Annotated in this window: 20 protein-coding genes; 19 read left to right on the top strand and 1 reads right to left on the bottom strand. The window is 37.8% G+C overall.

Features of this window, described 5'->3' with window-relative positions:
• The first annotated feature begins 1 nt into the window (after position 1).
• From fabZ to AC4BC3_RS07970, 17 genes are all read left to right on the top strand, one after another.
• A complete protein-coding gene (gene fabZ / locus AC4BC3_RS08050; RefSeq protein ID WP_206899138.1) occupies positions 2–421 on the top strand; it encodes a 3-hydroxyacyl-ACP dehydratase FabZ in 420 nt (139 codons plus the stop codon).
• A gap of 7 nt (positions 422–428) precedes the next feature.
• Positions 429–1808: an acetyl-CoA carboxylase biotin carboxylase subunit gene (locus AC4BC3_RS08045; protein WP_206909149.1), complete on the top strand. Its 1380-nt coding sequence runs from the start codon at positions 429–431 to the stop codon at positions 1806–1808.
• Complete coding sequence (accD, locus tag AC4BC3_RS08040; RefSeq protein WP_490466224.1) at positions 1809–2678, top strand: acetyl-CoA carboxylase, carboxyltransferase subunit beta; 870 nt, start codon at positions 1809–1811, stop codon at positions 2676–2678.
• Complete coding sequence (locus AC4BC3_RS08035) at positions 2671–3456, top strand: acetyl-CoA carboxylase carboxyl transferase subunit alpha (RefSeq protein ID WP_206909153.1); 786 nt, start codon at positions 2671–2673, stop codon at positions 3454–3456. The genes accD and AC4BC3_RS08035 overlap by 8 nt, the downstream gene beginning before the upstream one ends.
• Before the next feature lie 290 nt (positions 3457–3746).
• On the top strand, positions 3747–4571 hold the full coding sequence (locus tag AC4BC3_RS08030) for a transporter substrate-binding domain-containing protein (protein ID WP_490466223.1): 825 nt from the start codon (positions 3747–3749) through the stop codon (positions 4569–4571).
• 14 nt (positions 4572–4585) lie between these two features.
• A complete protein-coding gene (locus tag AC4BC3_RS08025; protein ID WP_206909156.1) occupies positions 4586–5272 on the top strand; it encodes an ABC transporter permease subunit in 687 nt (228 codons plus the stop codon).
• Between the two features lie 14 nt (positions 5273–5286).
• Complete coding sequence (locus AC4BC3_RS08020; RefSeq protein ID WP_490466222.1) at positions 5287–6018, top strand: amino acid ABC transporter ATP-binding protein; 732 nt, start codon at positions 5287–5289, stop codon at positions 6016–6018.
• A 208-nt stretch (positions 6019–6226) separates the two neighbouring features.
• Positions 6227–6754 carry a YqeG family HAD IIIA-type phosphatase gene (locus AC4BC3_RS08015; protein WP_067480898.1) on the top strand — a complete coding sequence of 176 codons (528 nt, stop codon included), beginning with the start codon at positions 6227–6229 and terminating at the stop codon, positions 6752–6754.
• Entirely contained in the window at positions 6751–7860 is a 1110-nt protein-coding gene (gene yqeH / locus AC4BC3_RS08010) for a ribosome biogenesis GTPase YqeH (RefSeq protein ID WP_206909159.1), read from the top strand. The genes AC4BC3_RS08015 and yqeH overlap by 4 nt, the downstream gene beginning before the upstream one ends.
• A 15-nt stretch (positions 7861–7875) precedes the next feature.
• Positions 7876–8187, top strand: a complete 312-nt coding sequence (yhbY, locus tag AC4BC3_RS08005; protein ID WP_067480904.1) for a ribosome assembly RNA-binding protein YhbY — start codon at positions 7876–7878, stop codon at positions 8185–8187.
• A 13-nt stretch (positions 8188–8200) separates the two neighbouring features.
• Entirely contained in the window at positions 8201–8848 is a 648-nt protein-coding gene (locus AC4BC3_RS08000) for a nicotinate-nucleotide adenylyltransferase (RefSeq protein WP_206909161.1), read from the top strand.
• Positions 8838–9425 (top strand): bis(5'-nucleosyl)-tetraphosphatase (symmetrical) YqeK, encoded by a 588-nt coding sequence (gene yqeK / locus AC4BC3_RS07995; protein WP_206909163.1) that lies wholly within the window; start codon positions 8838–8840, stop codon positions 9423–9425. Before AC4BC3_RS08000 ends, yqeK begins: the two co-directional genes overlap by 11 nt.
• A 2-nt stretch (positions 9426–9427) precedes the next feature.
• Positions 9428–9811, top strand: coding sequence for a ribosome silencing factor (gene rsfS, locus AC4BC3_RS07990; protein WP_242589912.1), 384 nt, complete (start codon positions 9428–9430; stop codon positions 9809–9811).
• 1 nt (position 9812) lies between these two features.
• Positions 9813–10553 carry a class I SAM-dependent DNA methyltransferase gene (locus tag AC4BC3_RS07985; protein ID WP_206909165.1) on the top strand — a complete coding sequence of 247 codons (741 nt, stop codon included), beginning with the start codon at positions 9813–9815 and terminating at the stop codon, positions 10551–10553.
• Positions 10554–10628: 75 nt separating this feature from the next.
• Positions 10629–11798: a nucleotidyltransferase gene (locus AC4BC3_RS07980; protein ID WP_490466221.1), complete on the top strand. Its 1170-nt coding sequence runs from the start codon at positions 10629–10631 to the stop codon at positions 11796–11798.
• A 131-nt stretch (positions 11799–11929) separates the two neighbouring features.
• On the top strand, positions 11930–12649 hold the full coding sequence (locus tag AC4BC3_RS07975) for a YebC/PmpR family DNA-binding transcriptional regulator (RefSeq protein ID WP_206909168.1): 720 nt from the start codon (positions 11930–11932) through the stop codon (positions 12647–12649).
• Between the two features lie 195 nt (positions 12650–12844).
• Positions 12845–13489 carry a hypothetical protein gene (locus AC4BC3_RS07970; RefSeq protein WP_206909170.1) on the top strand — a complete coding sequence of 215 codons (645 nt, stop codon included), beginning with the start codon at positions 12845–12847 and terminating at the stop codon, positions 13487–13489.
• A gap of 133 nt (positions 13490–13622) precedes the next feature.
• On the opposite strand, the gene helD is transcribed toward AC4BC3_RS07970, so the two are convergent.
• Complete coding sequence (gene helD, locus AC4BC3_RS07965; protein ID WP_490466220.1) at positions 13623–15902, bottom strand: RNA polymerase recycling motor HelD; 2280 nt, start codon at positions 15900–15902, stop codon at positions 13623–13625.
• Positions 15903–16129: 227 nt separating this feature from the next.
• Here helD and AC4BC3_RS07960 point away from each other — a divergent pair, with 227 nt between their 5' ends.
• Positions 16130–17908, top strand: a complete 1779-nt coding sequence (locus AC4BC3_RS07960) for a heavy metal translocating P-type ATPase (protein WP_490466219.1) — start codon at positions 16130–16132, stop codon at positions 17906–17908.
• 477 nt (positions 17909–18385) lie between these two features.
• Complete coding sequence (gene thmT, locus AC4BC3_RS07955) at positions 18386–18565, top strand: 2-hydroxymuconate tautomerase (protein WP_067480942.1); 180 nt, start codon at positions 18386–18388, stop codon at positions 18563–18565.
• Positions 18566–18592 lie beyond the last annotated feature (27 nt).

Here is an 18592-nt window from a genome sequence, read left to right as displayed (position 1 = left end):
GATGAATATTCAAGAAATCAAAGAAATCATTCCACATCGTTACCCAATGTTGCTGATTGATCGAGTGGAAGAAATGGTTGCAGGCGAAAGAGTTATCGCTAAGAAAAATGTCACAATCAATGAACCTTTTTTTCAAGGGCATTTTCCGGAAGAACCAGTTATGCCAGGTGTGCTGATTGTTGAAGCAATGGCACAAGCTGGAGCGGTTGCCTTATTGTCTTTAGAACAATTTAAAGGAAAGACAGCTTATTTTGGCGGATTGGATAAAGCAAAATTCCGTCGCAAAGTGACACCAGGAGATACTTTATATTTGGAAGTTGAAATTATCAAAGTAAAATCTTCCGCAGGAATCGGGAAGGGTGTCGCAAAAGTGGATGGCAAAAAAGTTGCCGAAGCTGAATTAACCTTTATGATTGGATAGGTGAAATATGTTTTCAAAAGTTTTGATAGCTAACCGCGGTGAAATTGCCGTGCGGATTATTCGTGCCTGTCGTGAATTAGGTATTCAAACCGTTGCTGTATATTCAGAAGCAGATGCTGACGCATTGCATACCCAATTAGCAGATGAAGCGATTTGCATTGGACCAGCGAAAGCTGTTGATTCTTATTTGAATGTTCAACAGGTTTTGAGTGCGGCAATCGTTACTAAGGCCGAAGCGATTCACCCAGGTTTTGGTTTTTTATCTGAAAATAGTCGTTTTGCATCAATGTGTGAAGAGTGCAATATTGTTTTTATTGGGCCTAAAAGTGAAACAATTGATGCGATGGGGAATAAGATTAATGCCCGTCGCTTGATGCAAGAAGCGAAAGTCCCGGTGATCCCGGGAAGCGAAGGTGTACTTTCTACTGTGGAAGAAGCTTTGTCTGTTGCGGATAAGATTGGTTACCCAGTTATGCTAAAGGCCGCTGCTGGTGGCGGTGGTAAAGGAATTCGGAAGGTAATGACCAAAGAAGACCTACCACAACACTTTGCTTCTGCGCAACAAGAAGCTGCTGCTGCGTTTGGAAATGACGAAATGTATTTGGAAAAAATTATTTATCCAGCAAGACACATTGAAGTTCAAATATTGGGTGATCATTATGGAAATGTCATTCATTTGGGTGAGCGTGATTGTTCGTTACAAAGAAATAATCAAAAAGTTCTTGAAGAATCACCATCTGTTGTGATTTCTGCTGCAAAACGTGCAGATTTAGGCGCTGCGGCTGTTCGTGCAGCGAAAGCTGTAAATTACGAAAATGCTGGAACCATTGAATTTCTGATGGATGAATCTGGTGCCTTTTACTTTATGGAAATGAATACGCGAATTCAAGTAGAACATCCAGTGACAGAAATGGTAACGAATGTTGACTTAGTGAAAAAGCAAATTGAAATCGCAGCAGGCGAACCATTGGGGTTAGAACAAAGCGACATCAAGTTTCAAGGTCATGCGATTGAATGTCGAATCAATGCAGAAAATCCAGCTTTTCATTTTGCCCCTTCACCTGGAACCATTGAAAACTTATTACTTCCTGCTGGAGGAATGGGTTTACGTGTCGATAGTGCAGTTTATTCAGGCTATAAAATACCTCCATACTATGATTCAATGATTGCTAAAGTCATTGTTCATGGCGATACACGCTTTGAGGCGTTGATGAAAATGCAACGTGCGTTAAGTGAAATCGTGACAGATGGTGTTGTGACAAATGCCGAATTTCAAATGGACTTGATTAGTCATCCAGCAGTGATTGCTGGTGATTACACGACAGCATTTTTACAAGAAGAATTTTTACCAAATTGGACACCTGAAACGGAGATTGGAGGCGAGTAGATGGCTCTGTTTAAGAAGAAAAAATATATTCGCATTAACCCAAATCGTGGAGCTCAGCCTACAAGTCCACCAACTGTTCCTGACAACATGTGGGCAAAGTGTCCAAATTGTAAACACATCATTTACACAAAAGATATTGGTGAAGAACGTGTTTGTCCGAATTGTGGTTACACGTTTCGTATCAGTGCTTGGCAACGATTAGCATTAACGATTGATGAAAAAAGCTTTGAAGAATGGGATACTGAATTAGCAACAGAAGATCCTTTGAATTTTCCTGGGTACCAGGAAAAAATCGAAGTGATGCAAGAAAAAACTGGATTGCATGAAGCCATTTTGACTGGTAAAGCAACGATCAATGACATTCCTTTGGCAATTGGCGTGATGGATTCAAACTTTATCATGGGAAGCATGGGAACGATTGTTGGCGAAAAAATAACTAGATTATTTGAACGGGCGTTAACAGCAAATTTACCTGTGGTCTTGTTTACTGCCTCTGGCGGTGCCAGAATGCAAGAAGGTATTTTCTCTTTAATGCAAATGGCAAAAATTTCCGCAGCGGTGAAACGTCACAGTAATGCAGGGCTTTTTTATCTAACGATTTTGACTGATCCAACAACTGGTGGTGTAACCGCTAGTTTTGCGATGGAGGGTGATGTGATTTTAGCTGAGCCGCAAAGCTTGATTGGTTTTGCTGGTCGTCGGGTAATTGAACAAACGATTAAACAGGAATTACCGGAAGATTTTCAAAAGGCAGAATTTTTGTTAGCCCATGGTTTTGTTGATCAGATCGTTCCACGAACAGAATTGAAGCAAACCATTCATCAGTTGCTTGAGTTGCATACACAGAAAGGTTGGTTGGATCATGAATAAAACAGCTCATGAGGTTGTTCAACTAGCTAGAGCAAAAGAACGTTGGACGAGTTTAGATTTTTTTGAAGAAATTTTTGATGGATTTCAGGAGTTTCATGGTGATCGTTTGTTTGGTGATGATGAAGCAATCGTTGGGGGGATTGCTCGTTTAGCTGGCAAACCAATCACAGTGATTGGCATCCAAAAGGGGCGAGATCTACAAGAAAATATCCAACGAAACTTCGGTTCACCACATCCAGAAGGGTACCGCAAAGCGTTGAGATTGATGAAACAGGCAGAAAAATTTAAACGTCCAGTCATCACGCTGATTAATACTGCTGGAGCTTATTGTGGGGTAGGAGCGGAAGAACGTGGCGAAGGTGAAGCCATCGCCAAAAATCTTTTAGAAATGTCTGATTTGAAAGTACCAGTTCTAGCAATCATCATTGGTGAAGGCGGCAGTGGTGGAGCGCTTGCTCTTGGTGTTGCTGATGAAGTTTGGATGCTTGAGCAAACGATTTATGCGATTCTTTCACCAGAAGGATTTGCATCTATTTTGTGGAAAGATGGAAGCCGAGCGGCTGAAGCGGCTGAGCTGATGAAAATCACTGCGCCTGAATTACATGAATTAGGAATTGTGGACAAGGTGATTCCAGAAACTTTTAATGGGGAACCACTTCCTTGGCCTAAAGTAGCACACATAATGAAAAAAGCAATAATTGAAAAGTTAACTGAATTATCGCAAACGGATGTAACTACTTTACTTGAAAACCGTTATGAAAGATTCCGTAAGTACTAAACGACTGATGATAAGAGGTTGGGATTTCTCCCAGCCTCTTTTTGTTGTATTGAAAAAAACAAAGCAATTTGTTTTTCTTCGCTTCGATCTGATTTTGAATTTGCTTGGAATCATTTGGAATGAAGTTAGAGGCGAATGATTTTTAGTCAAAAACAAGGAAAAACTCATGATAAATGAAATTTTCGCATATTTTTTCAAAAATTACTCTTGAAATGAATAAAAAATCTGATATTATGTATAATAACTCATTAACTTAATGTTGTGTGTATAAATATTAGAGGAGAGTATAGATGAAAAAAATAATTTGGTTTGCGATGGTTTCAATGGTGATCCTTTTAGGTGCATGTAGCTCAGGAGGAAAAGAAACAAGTAATGATTCAAAAAAAGAAGTGATTCAAAGCATCCAAGACTCTGGGAAATTAGTGGTGGGAACTTCTGCAGATTTTGCTCCATTTGAATTTCATACGATGATTGATGGAAAAGATAAAATCGTCGGTGTGGATATTGATTTGGCGAATGAAATCGCGAAAGAATTGGGTGTCAAAGTCGAGGTGATGGATATGGAATTCAATGCGGTATTAGCAGCCTTACAACAAGGAAAAGTCAATTTAGCGATTTCTGGTATTTCGGCAACAGAAGAACGTCAACAAACATTTGACTTCTCAGATAATTATTTTGCTCCACCTCAAAAAATGGTGATTAATAAAGAAAACGTAAATGAATTAACTAGTCTAAAAAGTTTTGCAAAGAAAAAAGTGGGCGCGCAAAAAGGATCAGTTCAAGAAGATGTTGTGAAAGAACAAGTGGCAGACGCACAACTAGTTTCTGTAGCTAAAGTGCCTAATCTAATCATTGAATTAAAACAAGGATCAATTGATGGATTGGTGTTAGAGGAAACCGTTGCAAATTCTTATATTGAAAACAATCCAGAATTGATGTTAGCAGATGTTGATTTAGTTTCGAGCGATGAAGAAGCCTACGCAATTGCATTACCAAAAGGTGAAGAAGAATTACAAAAGAAAGTTAATCAAGTTATCAAAGAATTACAAAGCTCAGGAAAAATGGATGAATTTATTAAAAAAAATACAGAGTTAGCTAAAAAAGCGGAAAAATAAAGGAGTTTGATTACGTGAATTTTTCATTTCTATCGATATACTATCCCTATTTCCTGTCAGGTGCATTAATTACATTAATTATCTCCGTTATTACGATTGTTTTTGGAACAGTAATTGGTGTTGTCATGGCATTATTTAAGCTTTCAAAGATTCGTCCTTTACGATGGTTTGCCAATGCTTATATCGAAGTATTACGTGGGACACCAATGCTGATCCAAATTTTAATTGGTTTCGGATTGTTACAAGGCGTGGTTCATGCACCAACATTGACTCTAGGTGTGCTAGATGTTGACTTTAGTCGGTTAATACCGGGAATGATTGTCTTATCAATGAATTCGGGTGCTTATGTCGCTGAAATTGTTCGTGGTGGAATCATGGCTGTCAATTTTGGGCAAGACGAGGCCGCTAGCTCGTTGGGACTTAGACCAATGCAAACAATGCAATATGTGATTTTACCACAAGCATTAAGAAATATCTTACCTCCAATGGGTAATGAATTTATCACGTTGATCAAAGATTCTTCCCTACTTTCGACAATTGGAATCTACGAGTTATTAAATAGTGCTCAAATCGTTATCTCGAATTCGTATCTTCCTTTAGAACCTCTCTACGTAGCCGCAATTATTTATTTTGTTCTAACCTTTTTGATGTCGAGATTGCTGCATGTTTGGGAAATCAAATTAGGTAAAGGATACCGATGAAAGGAAGGACGTCAATGGAAGCACTTATTCAAGTGAATCACTTAACCAAAACATTTGGACAAAAAGAAATTTTAAAAGGCATCACATTAGAAATCACTCAAGGAGAGGTCGTGGTAGTGATTGGCCCGTCTGGCTCTGGAAAAAGTACGTTCTTACGCTGCTTGAATCTGTTAGAAGAGCCAACCAGTGGAATAATCTTGTTTGATGGTCAAGAAATCACCAACAAAAAAATAGATATTTACCAAATGAGGGAACAGATGGGAATGGTTTTTCAACAATTCAATTTATTTCCAAATTTAACAGTGTTAGAAAATATTTTGCTGGCACCGACGAAAGTAAAAAAAATCAGTCGCGCAGAGGCAGAAGAAAAAGCGTTAGTCCTTCTTGACAAAGTTGGTTTGGTAGCAAAAGCACATGAATATCCGCAAGCATTATCAGGCGGACAACAACAAAGAATCGCAATCGCCAGAGCTCTTGCGATGGAACCTAAAGTAATGTTGTTTGATGAACCAACGTCTGCATTAGATCCAGAAATGGTTGGAGAAGTTCTATCAGTTATGCAGGAATTAGCAAAGGAAGGTATGACCATGGTAATCGTGACCCATGAAATTGGCTTTGCGCGAGAAGTTGGCGATCGTGTTTTATTCATGGATGATGGAAGGATGATTGAAGAAGGGACGCCAAAAGAACTTTTCGAGGAAACGAAGAAAGAGAGAACACGGCAGTTTCTTGAAAAAGTTTTATAAAGGAAAAACGATTGCCATGTGGTGATCGTTTTTCTTTTTGCAAAAGAGTAAAACACAAAAGAAAATAAAACAAGCAGTTGAGAACGGATACAAAAATGTGTGGAGTGGATTGGATGGTAAAGGTAGTTTTTTTTTAGATTATGCAGTATAATTAGGGGCTGAGGAGTACCTGGTGTGCTCCTTCATTTTTTGCAAATGAGGAGACAAGATGTTTTCAAACTATAAACCAACATGGATGGTAGAAGCCATCTATCAAATTACCCCTGCACAGTTGAAAAATTTAGGTATCAAAGCCGTGTTAACTGATTTGGATAACACATTGATTGCTTGGAATAATCCAGATGGAACAGAAGAATTGTTAAATTGGATTTTAGAGATGAAGAATGCTGGCATTCCTGTGGTAGTTGTTTCAAATAATAACTCGAAGCGAATTGAACGAGCTATCGAAAAGTTTGATTTGCTTTATATTGCTCGTGCAATGAAACCATTTGCTGTAGGAATCAATCAAGCAAAGAAAAAGTTGAACCTTGCTGATGAAGAACTCGTGATGATTGGCGATCAAATCATGACGGATATCCGTGGTGCAAATCGCGCCGGGATTCGTAGTATTTTGGTCAAACCAATTATCGAGACGGATAGCTGGAAAACACAAATCAATCGTTTTTTTGAAAAAAGAATCATGGCTCATTTATTAGTAAATAATCCTGATATGGGCTGGCGAGGTGGAATTGAATGAGTGAAGAATTACACTGTATCGGGTGCGGCTCGATTATTCAAACAGATAGACCAGGAGAACTAGGATATACACCGCAATCTGCCTTAGAAAAAGGGTTGGAATCAGGCGAAGTTTATTGCCAACGTTGTTTCAGATTACGACACTACAATGAAATCCAAGATGTTTCTTTAACAGATGATGATTTTTTACGTTTGTTAAATGAATTAGGTCAAAAGGATGCATTGATCGTTAACGTTGTCGATATTTTTGATTTCAATGGTTCATTGATTCCGGGATTACATCGTTTTGTTGGTGATAACCCAGTGTTATTAGTAGGTAATAAAGTCGATATCTTACCAAAATCACTGAAGAAACCTAAAATGATCCAATGGATGACGGAACGTGCGCACGAAGTAGGGCTCAGACCTGCCGAAGTACTGCTAACGAGTGCAAAAAAAGCACATGAAATGGAAGATTTACTGGCCAAAATCGAAGAATATCGTGAAGGTAGAGATGTCTATGTCGTTGGTGTAACGAATGTCGGTAAATCAACACTGATCAATCAAATCATCAAGAATACGGTGGGTGTTCAAGACGTGATTACTACTTCACAATTTCCCGGGACGACTTTAGATAAAATTGAAATTCCTTTAGATGACGGTCAAGCGCTAATTGACACGCCGGGAATTATTCATCGTCATCAAATGGCGCATTATTTAGGCAAAAAAGACTTACGCATCATTGCACCAACAAAAGAAATCAAACCGAAAGTTTATCAATTGAATGATGGTCAAACGCTCTTTTTAGGTGGTTTGGCACGTTTTGATTTTGTAAATGGTGATCGTGGCTCATTTATTGCGTATGTTTCAAATGATGTGAATATCCATCGAACAAAACTCGAAAAAGCAGATGAATTTTACGCAAAACATGTGGGTGGACTTTTACAGCCTCCACGTCCTGACGAGGTAGAAGAATTTCCTGAACTCGTTCGTTTTGAATTTTCAGTGAAAGAAAAAACAGATATCGTTTTTGCTGGACTTGGATGGATCACTGTGTCACAGCCAGCTGTTGTTGCTGGATGGGCGCCTAAAGGTGTCGATGTAATCAAGCGTAAAGCTTTAATTTAAGGAAGAAGGAAAAAAATGGAATTAAGAGGAAAACAAAAACGTTTTTTACGTAGTCAAGCACATCACCTACAGCCTATTTTTCAAATTGGAAAAGGCGGAATCAACTCAGCAATGCTTGTTCAAATCAATGAAGCATTAGAAAAACGTGAACTAATCAAAGTTACTTTGTTACAAAACACGGATGAAATCGCTGAAGATGTTGCGCGAATTTTAGAAGAAGAAGTTCAATGTGAGATTGTTCAAATCATTGGACGCGTATTGGTACTGTACAAACCATCAAGTAAAGAAAAATATCAACGCATTTCACGAGAAGTAAAAGCAATCTAAGGAGTGGTCGTTAATGAGTACGCAGGCTAATCTATTTGTTCGTTCACAAGTTTTTCCAAAAGAAATGCCACAAGTCTTTGAGAAAAAACGGCAAGTTGGAATCTTGGGTGGAACATTTAACCCTGTCCATCTGGCACATCTAGTTATGGCTGAACAAGTTGGACAGAATTTAGGACTGGATCGCGTATTTTTAATGCCTTCCTATCAACCACCACATATTGATGAGAAAAAAACGATTTCGGCAACACATCGATTGAACATGCTTGAGCTAGCAATCGAAGACAATCCGTTTTTGGCAATTGAAACCGTTGAATTAAGTCGTGGTGGTAAAAGTTATACTTATGACACAATGAAAGCCTTGACGCAGAATAATCCAGATACAGATTATTATTTCATCATTGGCGGAGATATGGTTGAGTATCTACCAAAATGGTACAAAATCGATGAATTAGTTCAGCTCGTCCACTTTGTGGGGATCAAGCGTGCTGGTTATGGAGTCGAAACGCCGTATCCTGTGATTTGGGTCGACGTGCCTGAAATTGACATTAGTTCGACCAAGATTCGTCAAAAAGTTCGTCAAGGTTGCTCGATTCGCTACTTAGTTCCTGACAAAGTAGTTGATTACATTCAGAAAGAAGGCTTGTATCAATATGGATTATAGTAGTCATTATACTGCGGATACTCGCGAAACATTGATGCAAAAAGTCCAAATGCGAATGAGTGAACGTCGTTTTCAACATGTTTTGGGTGTAGAGAAAATGGCAATAGCATTGGCTGAAAAGTATGGTTGTTCGCCAGAAAAAGCAAGTATTGCAGCATTGACCCATGATTATGCAAAAGAACGTCCAGATGATGAGTTTGTACTAGTTATCAAACGTGATGGATTTGATCCTGATTTGTTAAATTATGGCAATGCGATTTGGCATGGACTTGTGGGTGCTTCATTTGTTGAACGTGAATTGGGCATTACAGATCCCGAGATTCTAAATGCTATTCGAGTGCATACAACTGGGGCAGCAAAAATGACCTTACTGGATAAAATCATTTACGTCGCTGATTACATCGAACCAGGTAGAAAATTCCCTGGGGTAGAAGACGCGCGAGAAATCGCATTAGTTGACTTAGATGAAGCAGTTGCTTTTGAGACCAAGCACACATTAGCTCATTTAATTGAACAAGAACAACAAATTTATCCAAAAACAATCGAAACATACAATCATTGGGTGGCGAAAAAATAAATTTGTCATCAAATGTTAAGGAGGAAATTATCATAGATAGCAAAGAACAATTACAAATTGCGGTAAAAGCAGCAGATTCAAAACGTGCAGAAGATATTCTAGCACTTGATGTGAGAGAAGTTTCTTTATTGGCAGATTATTTCATGATTTGCTCAGCAAATAGTGAACGTCAAATGAACGCAATCACAGAAGAAATTATTGATAAAGAAGAAGAAAATAACTACGAAGTGAAACGCATTGAAGGAAAAGAAGGCGGAAAATGGATTCTGATTGACCTAGGTGATTTGATTGTCCATGTCTTCCACGCACCTGAAAGAGAATTTTATAATTTAGAAAAATTATGGTCAGATGCCCCACTTGTAAACATTTCTGAATGGTTGGATTAATATGGCTTATGAAACATTCGCTTTTATTTATGATGAAGTAATGGATGAAACGCTCTATCAACAATGGCTGGCATTTTCAAAGAGACACTTACCTGAGCAAACAAAGAATATTTTAGAGCTTGCTTGTGGTACGGGTGCATTAGCTGTTGAATTTGCTAAAGCTGGTTACAATGTGACTGGACTGGATCTGTCAGAAGATATGTTGATGATGGCAAGTCAACGCGCTTTTGAGCAAGAAACAGCAATCCAATTTGTTGAAGGAAACATGTTAGATCTTTCAGAAGTAGGACAATACGAAGCGATTACTTGTTATTCAGATTCATTATGTTATATGGAAAATGGGCAAGAAGTTCAACAAGTTTTTGATGAAGTCTATCAAGCTTTGGAAGAAAACGGACGCTTTTTATTTGATGTACATTCTGTTTATCAAGTAGATACGGTTTTTCCAGAATATAGCTACCACTATCAAAGTGAAAAATTTGCTTTTTTATGGGACAGTTATCCAGGAAAAGAACCACATAGTATTGAACATTTCTTAACCTTTTTTGTAGAGGATTTGGATCAGCCTGAAAAATTTATCCGCGAAGACGAGCTTCATCAAGAACGCACGTATTCAATGGAAAGCTATTTACGGATGTTAGAAAATAGTGGTTTTTCAAAAGTTGAGGCCTATGGTGATTTTACAGATGAAACACCAAACGAAGAAACAAAACGCTGGTTCTTTGTAGCCTATAAAGAATGAACTGAAAAGGAGCCGTGACAAATTGTCGCTGCTCTTTTTTCTCATTTTTCTACTAAAAGAAGAAGGAGGAATCTAATGAAAAGTTGTGGCTTGATCGTAGAGTATAATCCATTTCACAACGGTCATCGCTATCATGCAGAAATGGCAAGAAAACAGACAGGTGCAGAGGTCGTCATTGCGGTGATGAGTGGCAATTTTTTGCAGCGAGGCGAACCAGCTATTCTTGACAAATGGCAGCGTGCAAATGAAGCATTACAAAATGGTGTTGATCTAGTTATTGAATTACCTGTTGAATGGGCAGTTCAATCAGCCGATTATTTTGCAAAAGGTGCAGTGAGGTTGTTACAAGATGTAGGCTGTGACTCCTTATGTTTTGGAACAGAAAACACGACGCAGTTTGACTACGAGTCATTTGGAAAATTTGTTTGGAACAACCAACATGAAATTGATCAGGCATTTCAAAATTTAGCCGATCAAAAAATCAGCTATCCGCAAAAAATGACAGAGGTTTTTCGCACCCTACTGCAAGATGCGCAACTTGATTTTTCTTCGCCCAACCATATTTTAGGTTTGAGCTATGCCAAGGAAAATGCAAGGTATGAACGACCGATGGCACTTCATCCAATCAAAAGAAAAAGTGCTGAGTATCACGAAAAAGAAATTTCTGATGAGACGATTGCAAGTGCAACTGCCATTCGGGAAGCTGTTGCTAAGAAAGCTGAAATTCAACATGTTGTCCCAGAAGTAACAGCTCAAGATTTACTAACGAAATCAACGCAAACTTGGGATGAACTTTGGCCGTATCTACGTTATAAATTATTATCGACGAATGGAACAAAACTGAAGGAAATTTATCAAATGACGGAAGGGTTAGAGATTCGATTACAAGAAGCCGCAAAGCAGGCGACGAATTTTCATTCTTTTGTGTCTTTGGTTAAAACAAAGCGTTATACTTGGACAAGAATCCAACGATTGGCTTGCTACGTGTTATTAAACATAACAGAGTCTGAAATTTTAGCGCAGCAAGAAAAAAATTATCTTCACGTATTGGGATTTACTGAAGTGGGAAGACAGTTTCTGAAAGAAACAAAACAAGAAACGACTCCTATATATTCACGAATAGGCAGAAAAGAAGCGACAGAAGCAAAACTATTAATTCGTAGCGATCAAATTTATTGCTTAGCGAACAGTCAGTTGACTGAACAAAATTTTGGGCGAATGCCAATTCAGACGAAGAAGAAGTGAAAACAATTTGTTGATCGTTTGATAAATTGGGAATAATGAAAAAAAGCTTCACAGAACTTGGATTCACAAGTATAATGAAACAGGACGTTTTTGCGTTACGGAACTAGAAAAAGAGAAAGCGAAGTGAAAATATGGGTCGTAAATGGGCTAATATTGTGGCAAAGAAAACTGCTAAAGATGCAAACAACAGTCGAATTTATGCAAAATTCGGGATTGAAATTTATGCGGCAGCGAAATCAGGTGAACCTGACCCACACGCTAACCAAAAGTTACATTTCGTTATTGATCGTGCGAAAACCTATAATGTGCCTAAACATATTATTGACCGCGCCATTGAAAAAGCAAAAGGTTCAGGAGATGAAACATATTCTGAATTGCGCTATGAAGGATTTGGACCAAATGGCTCAATGGTGATTGTTGATACATTGACAAACAATGTAAACCGAACTGCTGCAGATGTTCGTGCAGCTTTTGGTAAGAACGGTGGAAACATGGGTGTCTCTGGTGCCGTTTCTTATATGTTTGATAACACAGCTATTTTTGGTTTTGCTGGCGAGGATGCGGATGAAATTCTTGAATATTTAATGGAAAAAGATATCGATGTTCGTGATGTCATCGAAGAAGAAGGACAAATTATCGTTTATGGTGAAGTGCCTGATTTCCACGCTATCCAAGAAGCATTGAAAGAAAAAGGCATTACAGAGTTTTCTATTGCAGAAATTCAAATGTTACCACAAACTGAAATTACTTTAACGGGTGATGATTTAGTACAATTTGAAAAAATGATCGATGCGTTAGATGAACTTGAAGATGTTCAAAATATTTTCCATAATGTGGAGTTGGACGACTAGGAGTTTTTCTAGTTTGTTTAAACTTCTTCAAATCAAAGAAGTATGGCGAGTTGATGCCATGCTTCTTTTTTGATAAAAGAAAGATTTTACTAGTTTATTTTTGTTTTTTATTCCATTTCACCTGTGGTATCATAGGGTTACAGGTATTATTTTGGAATGATACAGAGTATATTGGAACTTGGGCGAGGAATAATGATGGAAGCAAAAATAATTTTGGAACCTTTCGATAGAATATTAAGCGGTTACGAAAAAGTAGAAGAACTAGCGGTAAATATTGCTGATTGTTCAGCTATTGCACATAAGTATGCACGATTTGGTGTAGAAGGCTATCGTTTAGGAAACTATACTGGGATAGGTTATTTGAATCGTTATTTGGAATGTTCGATTGATCGAGTACCTATGCTCATTTATCAAAAGAATTATTTGATTCCACTATTGTTTAAAAATACTGAAACATCTTTCCAGCTGTTTAACGATGCGTACCGCATGGAAGCTTTCTTTTTGTTGTTAGAATGGAGTTTGAAACATCAACCAGAAAAAATTTTGATTGAACAAGATCCGACTGTTACTTCATCTAAAAAGAAAATCATCGACAGTGCCTATCTCGTGTTTCGTTTGACCGAAATTTTGGACAGCGGAGGATATCCAATCAGTCATTTTCAAACAATTGAACAATTTATTGACTGGAATCGGATTTATCGTTTGATTGATAATGGTGGAGTGGGACGTCATAGTAAAGTATTTGATCCTGAATTTCCAGAAAACATTGAAGAATTACGAATGATCGTGTCTTTAGTTAGTTTAAAGTATCCGGAAACAGATTTGCAGATACCTGAATAAATACAAAAATTTTCGTTGCAGAATACTATGTGTAGAGGTAATCTGTACAGCATAAAAGCGGTTATGGTGCAAAACATTTAGTGCCAAAAAAGAGGTGTGACCAATTGGTCACACCTCTTTTTTATAAAATAAATTATATCACTTCATTGCTATAAGTCAGCGGCTCAATCGTATTCAATAATGGACTCTTATTGAATGAAGTAACCAGTGTCAATTCATGCATTGCGCGTGTACACATCGTATATAAGATGAGTTTGTCTTGTTCTGTGTGGAATTGTTCTTCGGTGATATTCCATAAGAAGACGCGATCAAATTCAAGTCCTTTTGCCAAGAAGGCAGGTAGCAAAATAATTGAACGTTTCATGAAGTCTTCCTCATCAAGAATCAATTGAACTTGTTGCTTCAAGCTTTCAGGGAATTGCTCATATAACTGTTGACATTCCTCTTGTGTTTTAGCAATGATTGCCGTCCGCCAATGTTTCGCTTTGACTTGAGTTTGTTCAAGTGTTTCCTCAAACCAATGAAGTTGTTTTTCAGCAGTTGACGCTTCAATGATGACGGGCTTATCACCTTTTCGAGCAGTTGTTTCGACACGATCTTCTTTTGATAAGAAATGGTTCGCAAAATCAGTGATTTCTTTAGTCGAACGGTAACTAGTTGTTAATTGGAAGCGTGTGACCTCTTGATTTTCAAAAAGTTGTGGGAGAGAACCGACAATAGTCTCGTTACCAAAGACATTTTGATTGAGATCGCCACAAAAAGTTAAGTTTGCTTTTGGATAAAGTGCTTGAAGTAGAGCAACCTGAGATGGTGCAAAATCTTGCATTTCATCAATAAAAACATAGCGTGCTTTTTGAGTGATTGTAACTGGGAATGTGCGACGCATAAGCAAGAAGAATAAAACAGCATCTTCTTGTTTCATTTGTTTTTGACGGAAATTCAGACGAATCCCTGCAATTTGCTGTGTCCATTGTTCGTTAGAAATACCATGAGAAACAAGTGTGTTTTCCGGAACACTTTGTAAAAAATGCAGGTATTGTTTAGGCATATTCACAAATTGATAGTTTGTGATACCGCGATGAACACGACGAAATTTTTTACGTACGATTTGGTTCGCCAGTTTTTTGCGTAAGGATTTCTCTTTTTGTTCTGTGTACTCAAGGTTGGGATCAGTTGCGTATAATTCTTGTAATTGTTCCTCAGCTAAATCTTTGACCCATTGCTGACGTGTTTCGTCCTTTTGCAAACCACCTAATTTTTTAAGTAGTTTTGTTTGAAGTAAAGAAAGACGTTGGTGTAATGGTAACAAATTATTCGTTTCTTGGTACCATTTTCGAATAGCATCTTTTGCAAGAATCGTTCGTCCATTGATTTTCATATCACGGAATAAAGGTCCATAATTTGTGATTGCTTTTACATAGGTGTGGATGTGTTCAACTAGTGTCAAACCGTTCTTTAAGTCATGGATTGGATCGTTCTTTCCATATAAAAATCCATGTTCTTGTTGGTCTTCTTCAACTAGTGAATAGTCTTGTAGCAGTTCTTGCATATAGTTTCTAAATGTTTTGGTTGGAACGCCGCTTTCACCAAGAGAAGGTAAGACAGTTGAAATATAGTCAGAGAATAAATGATTGGGTGAAAATAGCAATACGTGTTCCGCATCTAACCACTTCCGATTATGGTAAAGTAAAAACGCAATTCGTTGAAGTAACGCAGAGGTTTTTCCACTTCCTGCGATTCCTTCAATCAGCATTACCTTGCTAGTAGTATCACGAATGATTGCATTTTGTGCTTTTTGGATCGTTGAAACGATGTTCTTCATATGAGTACTTGATGCTTCATCTAAAATTTCAAGTAAGAAGTCATCATTGATTACTTCAGAAGTGTCTACCATTGAGAGAAGTTCGCCGTCTTGGATTTTAAATTGTCGTTTAAGTAATAACTCAACGGTCATGCGTTCGACATCCGTTTCGTAGTAGGCAGGTCCGATTTCGCCTTCATAATAAAGATTGGCGATTGGTGCACGCCAATCGATGACAATTGTTTCTTCGGTCAAATCACGTAAAGAAGCAATCCCTAAATAAAGAGTTTCTGCTTCATTTTCTTCTTTAAAATCAATACGGGCAAAATAAGGATTTCCTTGCATGACATCTAGCGTTTGCAAACGATGTTGTTGTGCATCGAGAGTATGATATTTTAATAGTAATTCTTGTTCATGTTGGCGGTATTCAACAGCAGACTCGTAAAATGCCTCGTTAGAACCAGCTCGGATGCGATGATTCGCTGTTTCTTTTGTCGAGGTATTCATTTCTTGGGTCAATTCGTGTTGCTTACTGTTTAATAATTTTTGTTCAAGCTGGATCAATTGAACGGTTTCGTCCACATGTGCTTGTTCCATTTGTCTTTCATTCATGGCTTATTTGCTCCTTCCGCCTTAAATAACGAACTAAAAGTATAGCACAATTATGGGAAAAAAGGTATTTTTTAAAAGTTAGTAAAAAGTTTGACGATAGGTTAGTCAAAATAACTTAAAAAAAGTGGAAGGATAAACAAGAATGATAGTTGTTTTCATTTAGCACGTATCAGTTTAAAAAGGAGAAAAGAACGCCTATGCTTGAAAGTGAAAGAAGGTTGGAAAAAATGACACATTTAAAAAAATTTCTTTTCACATTATTGATTGGTGGAGTAGCGTTGATCAGCGAGTTTGTTTTTCATCAGTCTCAACTAGCATTCTTTTTGATCGCAATTACTGGTGGTATTCTAGCCTTTTTGATGTTTCTTGAAATGATCAAAACGTTACGCTCTGGGAAATATGGTGTGGATATTCTAGCAATTACAGCGATTGTAGCAACACTAATAGTGAGAGAATACTGGGCGAGCTTGATGATTTTAATCATGTTAACTGGTGGGGATAGTCTAGAGGATTACGCCAATCAAAAGGCAAGTAAAGAGTTACAAGCACTGCTTGACAATACACCTCAAATAGCACATAAGTGGATCAATGGAAACTGGCAAGAATTCCCAGTTGATCAAATTGAAATCAACGACAAATTAGTTGTTAAGCCAGGAGAAACAGTCCCTGTGGATGGCCGAGTGATCAAAGGAAGTTCAGAAATAGACGAATCTTCATTAACAGGTGAATCACAACCAATCACTAAAACGATTGGCGATACGTTATTGTCTGGTTCAATCAATGGTGATCGTTCGCTAGAAATGAGGGTCGAAAAACGTGCAGCAGATAGCCAATATCAATTGATCCTTAATCTGGTTCAAGAATCAAAAGAAAAACCAGCAAAATTTGTCCGAATGGCAGATCGCTATGCAGTCCCATTTACATTGGTAGCTTATCTCATTGGCGGAATTGCTTGGTGGCTCTCAGGTGATCCGCATCGATTTGTAGAAGTCTTAGTTGTTGCTTCGCCTTGTCCGTTGATTTTGGCTGCTCCAGTCGCACTTGTTGCCGGAATGAGTCGTTCGAGTAAAAATGGGATCGTTGTTAAAAATGGTACTACGCTTGAAAAGCTAGCAGTGACTAAAACGATTGCTTTTGATAAAACTGGCACGATAACCAAAGGACAACTGGAAGTGACAGCAGTTCGACCAACTGGGAAATGGACAAAAGAAGAACTATTAGTGTATGCAGCTAGTGCAGAACAAGAATCAAGCCACATTTTAGCCCGTTCATTAGTTAGTTACGCAAAAAATCAAAAACTGTTGCCAACTTCAGAATTAAAAGAAATTGTTGGCCAAGGAATTGAAGCAATGATTGATAATCACTTTATCCAAGTGGGCAGAGCAAAATGGTTGGGTGTAACAGAAATTGCTTCTGCAGAAACCATTATTTATGTTGCTTTTGATCGAGAATTTGTTGGTACGATCCACTTTGCAGATGTGATTCGTCCCGAGGCAACGAACGCCATTAATCAATTGAAAGATTTTCATTTGGAACAGGTGATGATGCTAACCGGCGATAACCAAACGGTGGCGCAAACAATTGCCGAAAAAGTCGGAATCACGACAGTCCATTCGCAATGTTTACCTCAAGACAAATGGCAAATTTTAGCGGATGTTCCTGAGAAACAAAGACCAGTGACGATGGTTGGCGACGGTGTTAATGATGCACCTGCGCTAAGTGCAGCAGATGTTGGTATTGCAATGGGGGCACATGGAGCAACTGCAGCTAGTGAAAGTGCAGATGTGGTCATTTTAAAAGATGATTTGACGCGGGTTCCTGAAGCTGTCCTGATTGCCAAAGAAACGATGCGCATTGCACGTCAATCAGTCTTGATTGGTATTTTTATTTGTATTGCACTAATGCTGATTGCAAGCTTTGGCGTAATTCCTGCGCTATTAGGAGCTATGTTACAAGAAGTGGTTGATACCGTTTCGATTTTAAGTGCGCTACGTGCTAAAAAGTAGTTGAATACGATAGAAGCTAAAAGTAAGGTAAAGAAAAAGCTTTATCTTAACTCATTTTTGTTTTACTGATGTTGCTTTGTTTGTATACAACTCATTATTTTTTTGCTTTCAATTTTGGTATGATAGCTAGTCCATTTTACTTTTTTCAAAAGATCAGTAAAAATGGATGACCATCAAGTACGGCTGTATTTTTAGTTTTCAACATATGTTTATTCCGAAAAGTGAAACTGAAATTCAATATACCTTGCTTGTTTTTTATATTTAGAAAGTTTTATCTGTTACGTAGAAATGTATCGAAACAATTAAAATCTATCTTGTTTTTGTGCTAATATAAAGTACGAAAAGAACAACGTCAGCTAGTTAAAAAATTGATATTTACATTGAAAATCAAATGTAGAAGGTTCATAAGCTGTATGATGTCTATTTTTGTTTTTATCTTAAGAAAGAAATGAACTATTGTGAAGGGGGGTGAAGGAGATGCCGTTTGTTCATGTTGAATTAGTCGAAGGTCGTAGCCCAGAACAACTAGAAAATATGATGAAAGATATTACTGAAGCAGTTCATAAAAATACAGATGCACCAAAAGAGCATATCCATGTCATTATCAATGAAATGAAAAAAGGTACTTATGGTGTAAATGGAGAATGGAAAAAATAAGTCTGATTTCACACTTGCTTTTTCTAA

It is taken from the genome of Enterococcus sp. AAFC-DPL-6103 (assembly GCF_058216595.1).
This window is presented reverse-complemented; position numbering and strand designations above follow the sequence as displayed.